Raw genomic sequence first — 13,839 nt, 5'->3', positions numbered from 1 at the left:
CCCTTGCCCGCTACGCTTTCTCAGCCACAGCTACTCCACCAACAATCTCCTTCACAAGAGCGTTCTTCTACGTGTACGAAGCGAGGAAAGAGTGTAAACCGTCTCTTCTTTTCGCTCAGAGCACCATCATCCAAGCGGATCGTCCGTGACGATGATGTCGCCGCGGTCCTCGTGTCCTCCGAAGTTCTCTGGAGAGATGTCGAAGTCGAATACTCCCTTTGGAAGTGCGAGCGTCGAGCATGCATTTGGAACGTCGACGACTCCGCTTTGTCGTCCCTCTATGGGAGCTGTTCCTAAGATATGGAGCGCCTGTTGACCAGTGTATCCGAATTTCTTTAGGTAATCTATCGCTTGGAGCGACGCACGACGGTAGGCGACGTGCGAGTCGATGTAATGCTGTTCGCCATCCTCTGTCACCGAGTAGCCACAGAAGGTGACGTAATCTTCGAAGGTGGGTCCTCGATTTCCTGGCTCGAATATTGGATGGTCAACGCCGTGTTTCTCCATGCCTTCCTTGACGAGATCGAACTTGACGTCGATGTACGCGGCCATCTCGATAGCGCCACAGAAGGTGATTTCGCCATCACCTTGCGAGGCGTGGAAGTCTCCGATACCGAACTTGCCACCCTCCACGTAAACTGGGAAGTAGACTGTGGACCCTATCGAGAGATCTTTGATGTCGTGGTTCCCGCCATGTTCGCGTGGTGGAACCGTTCTGGCTGCTTCCTCTGCGGCCTGTTCGGCTTCGTCTGAGTCCATCTCTCCCATGAGAGCACCATCTTTCGTCGGCGGGTTCGCCACCGGAGGCTCTTCTTCACCGGTCGGATGGTTGTGAATCGACTCAGGGTTCTCCTCATGTTTGTCGATTAGCCCTTGTTCACGCTCGTTCCATTCTTCAAGGAGTTCCTGACTCGGAGCACATCCAGCCAATCCCGGATGGATTTTTCCTTGATAGCGGACATCCGGGATGTGTCGAGACGAGACAGTATAACCGTCAAGGTCCCAGATCGACTTCGCTGCGTCGGGGAAATGGTCGGTGAGGAATCCACCGCCGTTCTGTTGGGAGAAGGTTCCAGTAAAGCCGAATTCCGCTCGTTCGTTGAGCGGTCCCATGTCGAGAAACTCGACTTTCAGCAAGTCGCCGGGTTCGGCACCGTTTACGTGGACAGGTCCAGCCAGATAATGTACCTGTGTGAGGTCAACGTCACGGACTTCATCCGCGTTATCATTATCTTGAATCTGTCCGCCAGTCCAGTCAAGCGCCTCGAGACGCATGGTCTCGCCTGGATCAGACTCGACAACCGCAGGAATGTCCGGATGCCACCGATTGAATGGATTGGCTCCGGGCTGTTCGTCGGGCGGTTCGTCCACGTCGACTTCGAACGTTACTTCGGGCATTGTTATCCTTGGACAATGACGTCCGCGTAGAACTGTCTACCTCGACTGGTTTAACATTTTTGAAATTTAGAAGACATTTCGACAGCAAGAACAGTCCAAAACTGGTCGACTGAATATAGGTGTAGCTAATATCTAGCAAATCTTCAGGCCCACGGCCAGAAGCCGGCGGCCATCACGTAGCCGGCAACACCGGTCACCATGCCGACGGCCGTCGTGAACCCCCCGATAGATCCGGTATACTCGGCGCGTTCCATTCCAAGAAGGACAAAGAACGTGGCCCAGAGCACGGCCCAGATCCACCAGAGGACCGCGAGTCCGACATCCCCAGTCTGTAAGACGAGAAACCCAGTTGGCACCGCCACAACGGCGACAAAGGCACAGTACCAGCCGAACGACCGTTGGTCCTCGATCCCCCGGTACGCATTCGCTCCGAGCCAGAGATACGTGAACGAAAAGAGCATCGTCCCCGCCGCGTTGAACGGCGTTCCCTCCGACGCGTCGCCGCCGAACCCCCACCAGAGCACGATCAAAAACGTGATGATCCCAGTGAGGAAGTTGAATATAGCGACATCGGCGTCATCACCACGACCGAGCAACCAGATACCGTTCACTATGAGAACCCCGCCAACGAAGAGCAGTCCCATACCAAGGACGGTATACAATGACATGTTACACGTTCACTCTCATTTTGTCTTCAGGTAACATACCTCGGTGTACATCTGGGGCGTATTATATTTTTTGTCAGATTCTTCTCATAAGTTTCAGTATTATTAATCTATATCTCGTGGTCTTATCGTTCATATGGGTAGACGAGGTCATCAGGATATGAGCTCGCATCGGCCGTATCGAGTTCGAGGGCGATACAAAACCGATCAAGACCTATTTCCATACTAATAAACAGCAGGAGTTCAGAAATCTCTGCCTCAGAGTATACTTCACGGAGATCGCCGAAAAATTCATCAGTTATCTGATGAGGTGTTTCAGAGAGTTGTTCGGCGAGATATACAGCCAGGTATTCGCGCTGTGTTAGGGTGTCAGCGTCAATATCTCCAAAGATCGCTTCCTCCTTGGGGGCGACCTCCTCACGCACTTTTTGGGTTCGAACAGTTGAGCAGTAGGCACACTGGTGGGCTTCCGCGATCTTGAGGCGAATTAGCTCGAGGGTCTCCGGGTCGATGTGCTTACTTTGGGAAAACTCCCGTAACAGAGAAACGATTTGCTTGAACAGATCCGGCTGATGAGCCATGGCTCCAAAGAATGCCGTATCACCGTACCAATCGTTCTCAGCCTCCTGAAGCAGTTCGTTCACCTTGCTGTCGTCAGACTCTCCTGGCTTGACTGTCTCTGGTCGAGATGTCATATGGTACCAACTGTGTTCCACTCATGCAAATAACTGTGTCCTAAACGTCGTCTTGACTAGATTTCTGAGCGAATCAAAGTACTGAGCGCAAATAAAGATGATATTCGAGATTGTCTTTATGCTCCCCTCTAATATTAGAGGCGACTTTTTCGAAATAGTAGGGTAGATCGGCCTCACCCATCGCTTCAGCGTCGCATAGTTCGTCGGCTAATTGCTGAATGTATCCAATCTGGTCGGCTGGTGAGCGGACGACAATCCCGTCAAACGTTGACGATCGGTTCGTTTGTTTAGCCACTACTGATGCTAGATCCATTTTGTCCGTGTTTTCATCAGCGGGGACGCTCACAAACTTCTCATTCCCATACTCGAAGGTTTCAGGCAAAGCAAGTTGTGATTCACGCTCTCGCTGTTGGTTGGCTTGCTGAACCAGGCGGTAGATCGCCTCTGGCGAGCGAGTCCGCTCGCGCCATGCTGAGAGATCTTCGCCAGGCAGACAGTGGACCCAATACTGTCCGTCGTCGTGATTCACCAATTCATACTCGACGAGCATATCGAGGTGGCGCTTTGCCTCATCTTTCTCATTAAGGAAGCGGGCATCTTGGTCGACAGACTGTTCGACCAGGTGCTCCACACTGAAGTGATGTTCTCCAAAACGATCCCAAACGTGTAGGTATAGGTCGACGCAGTCGGTGATGTTCGGTGATGGATCCATAGCTATATTGTGTCTCTTGAATAGCGGGAGGAGTGTGTTAAAGATTATCTATCGCCTGCATCTTCGACCAACAATTACGGACGGTCAGTTCAGAATCCGGCTGCCATCTCTGTTCTGAAACGTTCAGTGGGATGTAGATGATTGGTATCTCACGCGATTGGCTGGACGTATTCATCTTTCTCGCGCTTAGCATCCAGTAGGCGACTTGGAGAATCGCGAAGATCAATCACCGAGTCACTACCTAGTTTATTGTATTATGCCACAAGAGAATTGATCGCGTAATCTCCGCTTACTGAGTGCCGATAAGAGGGTATCTGTTTCGATGAATCGTTCGCTACCTTGGTTCACCAGAACCATCGGTCAATGGTGAAACGATTGCTAGGTACGTGATTGCTAGGTACGTTTTTGTGGGATGCCGTCATGAACCCGATAGGGTGTAGTGTAATGGCACGTACCATATCTCAGTTGCAACCAGCAGTAAACGGAACCACTGAGCGTCTTCAAGGACGAGATGCTCAAAAGGCCAACTTCTCTGCAGGGCAAGCTCTCGCCGGAGTGATCCGAACAACTCTCGGACCCAGTGGAATGGATAAAATGTTGGTGACCTCGCAAGGCAAAGTCATCGTCACGAACGATGGAGCAAGCATTCTTGACCGGATGGAAATCGATCACCCTGCTGCCAAGATGGTGATGCAGGTCGCCGAAACTCAGGCTGACGCGACGGGAGACGGAACCACGACCGCAGTAATTCTGACGTGCGAACTGCTCGGAGCCGCCGAAGCGCTCATCGACCAAGGATTACATCCTACTACAATCGCCGATGGCTATCGACTGGCCGCCGAACGGGTGCTTGAGACGCTTGAGAACGAAGCAATCGAGATCGATGCGCACAATCCAGACCGACTCCAGGATATCGTCCGTACAGTCATTACGGGAAAGTGGGAGGGGGCAGACGCGCAACTCCTTGCCGAGATAGCTGTCGAAGCGGTACAAGCGATTGAGCATAATGGAACTGTTGACCGTCGTAACATCACCAACCAGGCTGTCGCTGGTGGCGGCTACCGTGATTCGGAGGTCATCGACGGTCTTGTGATAGATCTAGAGAGTTCATCGACATCGATAGTAGCGCCAGAGGCGGAGCTGCCGCGGCAAATTGAAGACGCCACAATTGCGCTCGTTGATGATCAACTGACGATTGAGACGGTTGATGGACTTGGAACAGTCAGCCTCGATACTCCAGAGCAACGCCAAGCGTTTCTCGATTACGAGGACGAAGTTTACGAGGAGTACGTCGCCACTATCGCTGACGCAGGCGCTGATGTCGTGTTCTGCCAGAAGAGCATCGATGACCCAATTCGGTATCTGCTTGCCCGCGAGAATATCATCGCAGTCGAACGGACACGAAAGGACGAACTGATAAAATTGGGTCATGCAACCGGTGCCCGGTATGTTGGCACAGTGGACCAGCTCACAGCAATGGACACCGGCCACGCAGGGCTCGTCGAGCGTCGGTCGGTCGGTAATCGAGAACTAGCGATTGTCTCGGAATGCCTGAACTCAAAGCAGGTTTCGATTCTTCTCCGTGGTGGAACCAAACACATCAACGAGGAGATGAAGCGAGTTCTCGATGACTGTCTCGACGCACTCACATTGGCCATCGAAACTCAGGTGGTACTTCCCGGCGGCGGCGCGGCTGAAGTCATGCTCGCAGAGGATCTTCGAAAACATGCCGAAGGAATCAGTGGGCGCGAACAACTGGCAATTGAGGCGTTTGGTGACGCGCTCGAAACACTCCCTCGAACGCTCGCGAAGAACGCGGGAATGGATCCAATCGATGCCCTCGTTGATGTCCGTCGTCGGCAACACGAGGGGAACGTGACTATCGGACTCGATATACGGAACGGTGACATCGGAGATATGGTGACTACAGGTGTACTAGAGCCGCTAGCTATCAAACAGCGTGCCGTCACGAACGCCTACGAAGCTGCGACTATGCTCATCCGAATCGACGACATCATTGCGGCAGCACCTGAGACCGATACTGGCGAGGATGAAGAAGAAGACTCAGATACTCTTCACGCTGCTACGGGCGGTTATCCGTGGTCAATTGGGCACTCGATGGGAGGACACGGGCACGCTCATTAGGAAAGTTTCCGTCGTGGCTGACTGAGAGCACTGGACCTCAGGCTATCGATTTCCTTGCTAGTTGGGTGAAGTGATCGAAAGTAACATGGTAGATCACATCACACTATGACCTAATACTGGTGATATGGATGGACCCAAACGACTCAACTGATGTGACTAATCGTGAGGCACTCTCAGAAAAAGCACTCACCGAACGCCTCAGTGACGTAGCTGTTGGTGACATACTGCTGTTCAACGGTCGAGATGACCCTCTAGAAGTGGTAGAGACCGAACGCTATTCCGTAACGCTAGTCGATTCACAAGATAACGAGTACACCATTTCACAGAACCTCCAAACTGGGAAATGGAATGTCCACCAGCGCCTTTGGCAGATACAGATACTAAGCGAGTCATAGCTCAACCTGTTTCTTCACCCGATAAAAGTAGAATATCCTATCGGAAGTCCCCTCTTATTCTTGTTAGACGCCTGACTTCCCAATACCATTGCACCCTGTGGACAAATTTAATACAGAATGAGCGATCTCACAGAGAACCGTCCTCTCACGAGGGTTTGGCGACGTCACCGCGACCCGTGGGGCTGGTTCCATCCCTGAGTGTATCGGGATCGATATCGATGTCGAAGCACTCGTTCGGCACTGAAACCGTGACGCACGTATTAGGAAGATCAACGATGCCGGCGATCCGAGTCTCGATCGGAATCGTGCAGAGGAGGAAGTAAGCCTGCTCGCGCGTGTACCCGAAGTTGGTTAGGTAGTCGATAGCGTCGAGGCAGGCGCGTCGCATCCCAATGTTAGCGTTCTTGTAGTGTTGGGTGCCGTCCTCGGCGACGGAGTACCCCTCGAAAACCACGTAATCCGAGAAGTCTGGGTCCTGATAGCCGGGTTTGAACATCGCGTAGTCAGTCCCCATCTTTTCGACACCGTTCTTGATGACATCGACCTGCAGGTCGAGGAACCCAGCCATTTCGATTGCTCCACAGAACGTGATCTCCCCGTCGCCCTGTGAGAAGTGTAGGTCGCCAACGACGAGGTTCGCTCCCTCGACGAACACTGGAATGTACACCCGCGACCCGCGGCTGAGGTTCTTGATGTCACAGTTACCCGCGTTTTCACGTGGTGGGATGGTCCGGGCAGCTTTCTCAGCCGCCTCGTCGACGTCGTCCTCGTCCATGTCTCCCAACAGGACGTCGTTCGGCTCTGGCGGAAGCGCGAGTGGTGGCTCGTCGCCGCGAGTCTCGTGGTTCACTGCTGTCTCGTCCTCTGGACCACGGTCGATGAGTGCCTGCTCGCGCTCGTTCCACTCTTCGAGAAGTTCGTGAGATGGTGCAGTACCCATAATCCCTGGATGGGCGAGTCCGGGGAATCGGACATCCTCGATATGTCTGGACGATGCGTAGGCACCATTGAGATCCCAGATGGTTTTCCGTGCCTCCGGGAAATGGTCCGTGAGGAATCCTCCCCCGTTCTCTTGATCGAAGATTCCGGTAAAGCCCCACTCGTGGTCTTGGAACGGGCCGAGATCAAGGATATCGACCACCAGCATGTCGCCGGGTTCGGCACCTTTGACCTCAATTGGCCCGCTCAGGTGATGATTCGGGTCGAGGTCCATGTCCCGAATATCGTTTGCACTGTCGTCGTTGTTTACCTGACCACCCGTCCAATCGAGCTGTTCAACGCGGAACGTGTCACCCGGTTCTACGCTTGCGGCCGGTGGTACGTCGGGATGCCACCGATTGACGATTGGGTCCGGCTGGTCCGCTGGATCCTCATCGACGTCAACCTCGAACACAGTTTCTGGCATGATACAGACTCACACTCATTCTGTGAGTATTTATGTCTAATCAATAATAACTGACATCATGTAGTAAAAGCTTATTTAGACGGCTAAAATGCCACTTCTCAGTACAAATTGTACTCTCTGCCAACACCAAGATCTCCTTACAATTGGCACACACATATAGTGAAATACATCGGGTGAAAGACGAAGTTATGAGCCAGACAACAGAGGAAAGACTTCGAGCACTGGAAATAGTTCTCCTTATCGCCATTGGTGGATTCGCCGGCGCGAGCTTCAGAAATTTCCTTGCTCTCGTGATTCCAGGACTTGGGGGAACTTTCGCGGCGAACGCTCTGGGATGTCTAGCCCTTGGATTTCTTTCCTACGAGGCTGAACTTGTCGGTGTACTCAAGGAAGAAACTGGCTACGTCGCTTCAACCGGTTTTCTTTCTTCGCTCACTACGTATAGCACATTTGCGCTAGAGACGATACAGGCAGCACCGGTAATCAGTATTCTAAATGTTGTCACAAATTATGGCGTCGGCTTCGCAGCCGTCCTTGCAGGACGAGCCGCTGCAAAATCCATAGAGGCAGATTGAAAATGGTGAATCCAGCCTACCTTGTCGGCGCGGGTGCAACTATTGGGGCACTCCTCCGGTATGGTACTAATCAGTACGTGAGTGGCTTCATCGGTAGTCGGACGTTTCCGTACGGGACGTTCGTTGTAAATGTTGTCGGAACCTTTGTTCTCGCGCTCATCACGTTTCTAGGAGCGAGCGATGCTGTCCTTTACGCCGTCGGGACGGGTGCCTGCGGTTCGTATACGACGTTTTCTTCGTTTTCCGTGGATACGATTCGACTCTGGGAAGACGGTAACCGCTTCCTTTCGGGCTGGTACACTACCATGAATTTACTCGGGGCACTCCTCGTAGTTGGATTGGCAGACGGATTAGTGAATATCATAAGTTAATGGATAATTGTCAATTGATGGCTGCTCGCCGTGGTCAATTGGAGGGTGGCAAAACTATCATACGGTTCTATTGAATTCACCGATGGTGGCAGGTTGAGTCGTTAGAACGACAGCGTTGAAGCGGAAGAAGCCAGTTGTACAAAAGGTCCTCTTCCGCTTCGTGAAACAAGCTGTCTCGATCACACGAAAACTCACCGATGCCGCGATACTGCAGATCAGCGATCCCGCCGGAAACGAAGTTGCCGGCTGGAAGCACGCTGTCCTGCACTTTCTCCGCGTTCACATGAAAGCGACGCTCAACGACGTTCTCGACTGGGCCGAAGAGATGAAGTGAGTGCGAACCGCGCTCGCACTCCGGCGGGGCGAATTCATTGGCCCATCCGCGCTGTGCAAGTCCTTCGACCGCGCACCGATGGCTGTCTGGCGAGAGCAGCTCCGACTCTCGTCGGAGCTGCTCGACCAGTCGAGCCACGCCGCCATCGACGCCACTTACTTCGATCGCCGGGAGGCGTCGAGCCACTACCTCAGGCGGTGTGACCGAGACGTAGGAACGGTTCAAGCAACGTTTCTCGTCGATACCGCGCAGGGCGCGGTGATCGACGTTCACTGCAGCGCGAAGTGGCCTAGCGGGACGAACGTCGGCCCGCAGTCGCCCGCGTTCCGCAGGGCGACCTGCTCAGTCTCGCCGCTGACAAGGGCTACGATGATATGAGCTTCCGCAGGGCTCTCCGAGCCGAAGGCGTCCGTCCGCTGATCAAACGCCGCGTCTTCGCGCCCTACGATCACGCGCACAACGCGCGAATTGAGAACGAACGCTACCACCAGCGTTCGCTCTGTGAGAGCGTGAACTCGGTAATCAAGCGCTTGCACGGCGGAGCCGTCCGAGCGCGAGCGTGGTATCGCCAGTTCCGTGAAATCTCGCTCACCGCCGCCGTCTACAACATCTGAGGTCGGCTAGGTAGATTCGTCATGCAGAGACCACCGCGAAATTTAAATTACAGAGGTTGGGTTCCTCTATCTATCGTGCGTGAGAACTCCATTCGCCCGAATTCAGGCACCAAGACAACGTTTCGGGGAAGGAAAATTCCAGATATGAAACTAGAAGGAGCTTATGCTAGTCGCGTAAGCAAGCGTTCCCGGATCACGAGCAAACATGGGAGCACCGTCATGCACGCGACGAACGCGTAGACGATGCTCAGTCCAGTCACGATACCGAACCGCTGGAGCGGCGGCGACAGCGCCAGCGCGAGCACCCCGAAACCGGACGCGGTCGTCACCGCACTGCCAAGCAACGCACCGCCGGTTCCGGTGAGTGCTGTCGACAGTGTGTCCGCGAGCGAGTCGTGACGAGCGCGTTCGTCGACAAACCGTTCGCTGACGTGGATGCTGTAATCCACGCCCAGACCGATCGCCAGACTCGTGATGACGACGGTTTCGCTGTTGAATGGGATGTCGAGCACTGCCATCGTCCCAAGCAACCATGCAAGCGCGATGACGACGGGAACGAGCGTCACGACACCCAATCCTGGCGTGCGGTTTCGCCACCAGTACAGTCCAACGAGAAGTGCGAGAATGACCCCTAACGTGATGGCGAATCCCTCAACGAGCGTCTCGAACAGCCCGCTCTGGACGACCGCAGTGATGACCGGTCCACCCGTTGCGATGGCCCGTACCGGCGCGTCCCCCTCAATGGCCGAAGCGACGCCCCGAACGTCGCCCGCGACCGACTGGGCCGAGGCGTTCCCCTGCACGCCAACTGTCAGCCTGGCGGATTGGTACGACCCGTTGTCGGCACGATAGAGTACCGATGACGCTTGGTCGGGAGCAGCCTCGAACAACAGGTCATAGACCGCCGCAGTATCTCGATCCGGGAGTCCATCACCATCCGTATCACGCACTTCGATCGCGTCGGCGACCGTCTCGTTTTGGGCAGCGACACTACGGAGGACGGATGCCGGACTCTCGATAGCGGCTCTTCCATCGGAACCGACGACGATAGTCCCACTACTGGTCGTGTTCTGGGTCACGTCGTCGGCTGCGGTGAGCAGTGCCGGCGCGGTCACGTTCCCGCGTATCAGTACCTGTCCTTCTGCTCCCTGTCCACGTTGGCGGAAGTTGTCGCTCAGATAGTTGAGATTCTCACTCACGTCGTAGTCGCCGGGGGCGAACGGTCCCGGCAGCGACTCCATCCACGCCGGGGCATCCTGTGGCAGGAAGTCGGCCTGGTTGAACTCCGTGTCAATGTCGGTCGCACCGTACGCGCCTGCGGAAGCGAGCACCAGTGCGATCACGATGACGGCGATAGGCGCTCGCCGTGCGAGCGCAGCGGTGTCCGAGAGAAGACGGCTCAACCCTCCGGAACCGACGCCGACGGCAGGATTGTGCCGGTCGCGGCCACGGCGGTCGAAAAACCGTTCGAGTTCGAGTTTGATAGCCGGCACGAGCGCGGCGAAGACGACGAAGATGGCGACGATACCGACACCACTCAAGATAGCGAAATCCTGAATCGATTCCAGCGGACTGACGTAGTTCGAGAGAAACCCGACCGCTGTCGAGAACGCGGCGGTAGCTAACGCGAGGACGACGCCAGCAATCCCGACACGCATCGCAGTCGTGGGATCGCGCCGATCCACTGTTTCGTCGTCGGTGTCGAGTGTCCCCTCTCGCGCCTCGCGGTAGCGCATGACGACGTGGAGCGAGTAATCGATACTCAGGCCGATGAGCAAGAACGGCACGGCGATCAGGGTCGAATTCGATGGAATCCCGAGCCAGCCCTGTATGCCAGCGTACCAGACCATCACGACGCCGACACCGAAGACGCTCACGAGAACGTCCACGAGGTCGCGGTAGGCAATCGCGAGGACCACGAGGAGGAGGACGATTGCGACCGGCGTGATGATGGTGAAACTATCGCCAATGGCTTGCGAGGACTCCTCGTCGATGATACCTTGTCCGAACACGAACGCATCGGCGAAGCGGTTCTCTACCAGCGAGTCGATGGCCACCTGCGCATCGTTCACTGCTTGGGTGGTCGTCGCTGAACCGCTCGGGTTCTGCTGGAAGACGAGGGTAGTTCTCGCGTCGGCTTGCGTTGTCCCCGGTTCGTAATTCGTTGGCAGGAATTCGGTTGGGTCGCTGCCCGGAACGGACGCATCCGGGTCGAGAATTCGGCTGAGATACGTCTCGACTTGCTCTTCCGAGCTGGATTCAAGTGCTGTGATCTGCTGATCGAGTGTCGGTGCTGACGACTGACCCTGCGCCGCTGATATATTGTTCCCGCCCCTCACACGAGAGCTGGCGTTGGCACCCGACGTGTTGGCGCGTGCGCTCTGTTCGTGAGCGTATGCAACGTTCGCCACCACGTTTTCGATGCCGACCATCCCTGTCTCGTCACGAAGCGTCGCATTGATCGATTCGTTTCCGCGGATCTCCTGCTGAAGACGGAGGCTTTTGAGTAGCGACTCGCGGGTGAGAACGTCACCGCCCTCGTCCCTGACGACGACCTGTGCAACCACCGCATCGTCCGTCTCGTACGTCGCCTCGATGCGGTCGAGTGCCGCCTGCTCCGGGGAATCGATACCGGCCTGGCCGATTTCTCCTTCTCCAGTGGTGCCGACGACCGCGCCAGCGCCAACGACGGCACTGATGACGAGCAACAGAGCGATTATCAGTTTGCTCCGCGAGGCGAGCACCTCCGCGTATCGAGAGGTCAGTTCCCGCTTCATCGGTTACCGTCACCACCTGTTAGGGGAGTGGCTGCGGAATCGGATCGAGTGATGGGGATTTCGGACCAGTCCATACGTTCTCTCCGATGGCGACTGATAAGGAGCGATGGAAGGTTCCCAAAACGTGGGACAACTAGCTGTGGTTTCGAAAGCCAACCCAGATAGCGGTCTTCGGTGAGAACGAATTGGATTCTACGTCCGGTAAAGCCCAACGATCATGACGACGAACCCGAGACAGATAATCACGCTCTCGAGGAGCATTCCGGCGGTGACTGAAGCGCCGCCGATGTGGTGGAACACGCCGACCAGAGCGGTTCCGAGAGTGATGACCGCTAATCCCACCGCAAAGTACTGGAGACCAGCGATCCGTGTTCGGTTGTAGGCTCTGTACGCCATCAGCGAGACGACTCCCCCGAGGACGAGAGCAGCAATCTTGACGACGACGAGCAATGCGACGAGTAGCTCCATCACGACTGCTCCTTCATTGCCGACCAGAACGTGGCCAGTCGGTCCTCCGGGTCCGTCTCCGGACGGGTCACTGTCATGGAGAACTCGCCGGTGTCGTCGATACCAATTGAGATCTCGGCGAAATCTCGTTCGTAGAGCGTGACGTTTGGCCCGTTCCGTCGAACTTCCGTATACTCTCGAACGAGCGCCGATTCGCGGAGTAGTTCGAGTTTCCGATACACCGTCGAGCTAGAGAGATCACAGTCCTCACACAGGTCGCTTGCCGATTTCGGCTCGTTTAACCGAGTGAGAATCTCTCGACAGGTACTGTCGTCGAGTGACTGCAACACTGGCGGGAGAGCGGACCCGTCGGATTCGTCGAGTTCGTCGGACGACCATCGGGCCATTTCGGTAGATGAGTTAGTCGAGCCAGTATTCGACGGGATCAGTGATAATCGATTCGACCCACTGTGTTGCTCGCTCATCTCAGGTGCTGTATGCTGTGATTCTGTTTCGAGAGTCGGCGGCACTCATGTCTTGTCGTACTCGATTCTTTCGGCGGAGAGGGTATAGGAGTCTCGGTCATTCCCAGATAGCTGGAATAGCCCGATTCCAATCCCTCCGTGCGATTTCTGCTTGTCTACAGATGCCACTCCCAACATCTGGGACGCCCCCATCGATGTTTATCCTCCAGCTTCGAATACGACACCGATGACGCACGAAGCCATCACCCGAGTCGATCCACGAGACACTGAACGTATAATTGAAGTTGGCGCAGCACCCCGACCGAGCAACGCCATTACGATGGGCAAACCGCTGAGCACGAGGGTTCACCGATGACGAGTGTCCTCGATATAGTGATGACCATCCACACGATCTTCGCTGCGCTGTGGACGGGTGGTACACTCGTGGTTGCAGGCGCTGTTATCCCGGCAGCACGCAGCGAGTTGCTGAGTACGGAAGGGCTGACGCTCATCGCACGACGGTTCTGGTATCTTATGGTCGGTTCAGTCCTCCTATTGTTGTTCAGTGGTGGGCATCTCGCAGGGACACTCTATACCGCCGAAACGCTCCAGTCAACCGGCCGCGGGAATCTCGTACTGGCGATGGTCGGTCTGTGGCTCGTCCTCGCAGTCGTGCTTTTCTTCGGCTTCCGCCGGTTGACCAGCGACCAACCGGAGCAGTCAGCGGTCGCAGCAGCCACGAAAGCACGACCGTGGTTTCTCGGAGGGAGTGCGGTCTCGATAGCACTACTCGTCGTCGCTGGGTTTCTCTAATCGGCTGAGAGGGCAATTATAATACGGTT

12 protein-coding genes and 1 pseudogene are annotated in these 13,839 nt (G+C 55.3%); 5 read left to right on the top strand and 8 right to left on the bottom strand.

Features of this window, described 5'->3' with window-relative positions; translation table 11 throughout:
- Positions 1–126: 126 nt before the first annotated feature.
- The 4 genes from fmdA (C449_RS13715) to C449_RS17915 form a co-directional block, all read right to left on the bottom strand.
- Positions 127–1,398, bottom strand: a complete 1,272-nt coding sequence (gene fmdA, locus C449_RS13715; RefSeq protein WP_049914247.1) for a formamidase — start codon at positions 1,396–1,398, stop codon at positions 127–129.
- A gap of 143 nt (positions 1,399–1,541) precedes the next feature.
- A complete protein-coding gene (locus C449_RS13710) occupies positions 1,542–2,042 on the bottom strand; it encodes an AmiS/UreI family transporter (protein ID WP_006078639.1) in 501 nt (166 codons plus the stop codon).
- Between the two features lie 146 nt (positions 2,043–2,188).
- The gene (locus C449_RS13705) at positions 2,189–2,707 is read right to left on the bottom strand and encodes a carboxymuconolactone decarboxylase family protein (RefSeq protein ID WP_006078638.1); all 519 of its coding nucleotides are present in this window, start codon (positions 2,705–2,707) and stop codon (positions 2,189–2,191) included.
- Positions 2,708–2,831: 124 nt separating this feature from the next.
- A complete protein-coding gene (locus tag C449_RS17915) occupies positions 2,832–3,389 on the bottom strand; it encodes a hypothetical protein (RefSeq protein WP_152415731.1) in 558 nt (185 codons plus the stop codon).
- Positions 3,390–3,914: 525 nt separating this feature from the next.
- Here C449_RS17915 and thsA point away from each other — a divergent pair.
- On the top strand, positions 3,915–5,615 hold the full coding sequence (thsA, locus tag C449_RS13700) for a thermosome subunit alpha (RefSeq protein WP_049914259.1): 1,701 nt from the start codon (positions 3,915–3,917) through the stop codon (positions 5,613–5,615).
- 540 nt (positions 5,616–6,155) lie between these two features.
- Here the strand turns inward: thsA and fmdA (C449_RS13695) are convergent.
- The gene (gene fmdA, locus C449_RS13695; protein ID WP_006078635.1) at positions 6,156–7,415 is read right to left on the bottom strand and encodes a formamidase; all 1,260 of its coding nucleotides are present in this window, start codon (positions 7,413–7,415) and stop codon (positions 6,156–6,158) included.
- 188 nt (positions 7,416–7,603) lie between these two features.
- Here fmdA (C449_RS13695) and C449_RS17580 point away from each other — a divergent pair, with 188 nt between their 5' ends.
- The 3 genes and pseudogenes from C449_RS17580 (at position 7,604) to C449_RS13685 (ending at position 9,309) form a co-directional block, all read left to right on the top strand.
- Positions 7,604–7,990, top strand: a complete 387-nt coding sequence (locus tag C449_RS17580) for a fluoride efflux transporter FluC (RefSeq protein WP_006078634.1) — start codon at positions 7,604–7,606, stop codon at positions 7,988–7,990.
- A gap of 2 nt (positions 7,991–7,992) precedes the next feature.
- On the top strand, positions 7,993–8,361 hold the full coding sequence (locus C449_RS13690; RefSeq protein ID WP_006078633.1) for a fluoride efflux transporter FluC: 369 nt from the start codon (positions 7,993–7,995) through the stop codon (positions 8,359–8,361).
- A gap of 115 nt (positions 8,362–8,476) precedes the next feature.
- A pseudogene (locus C449_RS13685) lies at positions 8,477–9,309 on the top strand (IS5 family transposase).
- Between the two features lie 161 nt (positions 9,310–9,470).
- On the opposite strand, the gene C449_RS13680 reads toward C449_RS13685, so the two are convergent.
- The 3 genes from C449_RS13680 to C449_RS13670 all read right to left on the bottom strand — a co-directional run bounded on the left by C449_RS13680 (position 9,471) and on the right by C449_RS13670 (position 12,940).
- Positions 9,471–12,086 carry an efflux RND transporter permease subunit gene (locus C449_RS13680; protein WP_006078632.1) on the bottom strand — a complete coding sequence of 872 codons (2,616 nt, stop codon included), beginning with the start codon at positions 12,084–12,086 and terminating at the stop codon, positions 9,471–9,473.
- A gap of 192 nt (positions 12,087–12,278) precedes the next feature.
- Complete coding sequence (locus tag C449_RS13675) at positions 12,279–12,554, bottom strand: DUF7521 family protein (protein WP_006078631.1); 276 nt, start codon at positions 12,552–12,554, stop codon at positions 12,279–12,281.
- The gene (locus C449_RS13670; RefSeq protein WP_006078630.1) at positions 12,554–12,940 is read right to left on the bottom strand and encodes a winged helix-turn-helix domain-containing protein; all 387 of its coding nucleotides are present in this window, start codon (positions 12,938–12,940) and stop codon (positions 12,554–12,556) included. Before C449_RS13670 ends, C449_RS13675 begins: the two co-directional genes overlap by 1 nt.
- 429 nt (positions 12,941–13,369) lie before the next feature.
- Between C449_RS13670 and C449_RS13665 the strand changes: the two genes are divergently transcribed.
- Positions 13,370–13,810: a CopD family protein gene (locus tag C449_RS13665; RefSeq protein ID WP_049914242.1), complete on the top strand. Its 441-nt coding sequence runs from the start codon at positions 13,370–13,372 to the stop codon at positions 13,808–13,810.
- Positions 13,811–13,839 lie beyond the last annotated feature (29 nt).

This window comes from Halococcus saccharolyticus DSM 5350 (assembly GCF_000336915.1).
Lineage (GTDB): Archaea > Halobacteriota > Halobacteria > Halobacteriales > Halococcaceae > Halococcus > Halococcus saccharolyticus.
Note: the sequence above shows the minus strand (reverse complement) of the source record. Positions and strands in the feature narration are given on the sequence as shown.

Excerpts from the sequence above, each read along its gene's own strand:
- fmdA (WP_006078635.1), bottom strand. The coding sequence starts at position 7,415 with ATGCCAGAAACTGTGTTCGAGGTTGACGTCGATGAGGATCCAGCGGAC.
- C449_RS13665 (WP_049914242.1), top strand. The coding sequence starts at position 13,370 with ATGACGAGTGTCCTCGATATAGTGATGACCATCCACACGATCTTCGCT.
- C449_RS13710 (WP_006078639.1), bottom strand. The coding sequence starts at position 2,042 with ATGGGACTGCTCTTCGTTGGCGGGGTTCTCATAGTGAACGGTATCTGG.
- C449_RS17580 (WP_006078634.1), top strand. The coding sequence starts at position 7,604 with ATGAGCCAGACAACAGAGGAAAGACTTCGAGCACTGGAAATAGTTCTC.
- C449_RS13690 (WP_006078633.1), top strand. The coding sequence starts at position 7,993 with ATGGTGAATCCAGCCTACCTTGTCGGCGCGGGTGCAACTATTGGGGCA.
- fmdA (WP_049914247.1), bottom strand. The coding sequence starts at position 1,398 with ATGCCCGAAGTAACGTTCGAAGTCGACGTGGACGAACCGCCCGACGAA.
- C449_RS13680 (WP_006078632.1), bottom strand. The coding sequence starts at position 12,086 with ATGAAGCGGGAACTGACCTCTCGATACGCGGAGGTGCTCGCCTCGCGG.
- C449_RS13670 (WP_006078630.1), bottom strand. The coding sequence starts at position 12,940 with ATGGCCCGATGGTCGTCCGACGAACTCGACGAATCCGACGGGTCCGCT.
- C449_RS13675 (WP_006078631.1), bottom strand. The coding sequence starts at position 12,554 with ATGGAGCTACTCGTCGCATTGCTCGTCGTCGTCAAGATTGCTGCTCTC.
- thsA (WP_049914259.1), top strand. The coding sequence starts at position 3,915 with ATGGCACGTACCATATCTCAGTTGCAACCAGCAGTAAACGGAACCACT.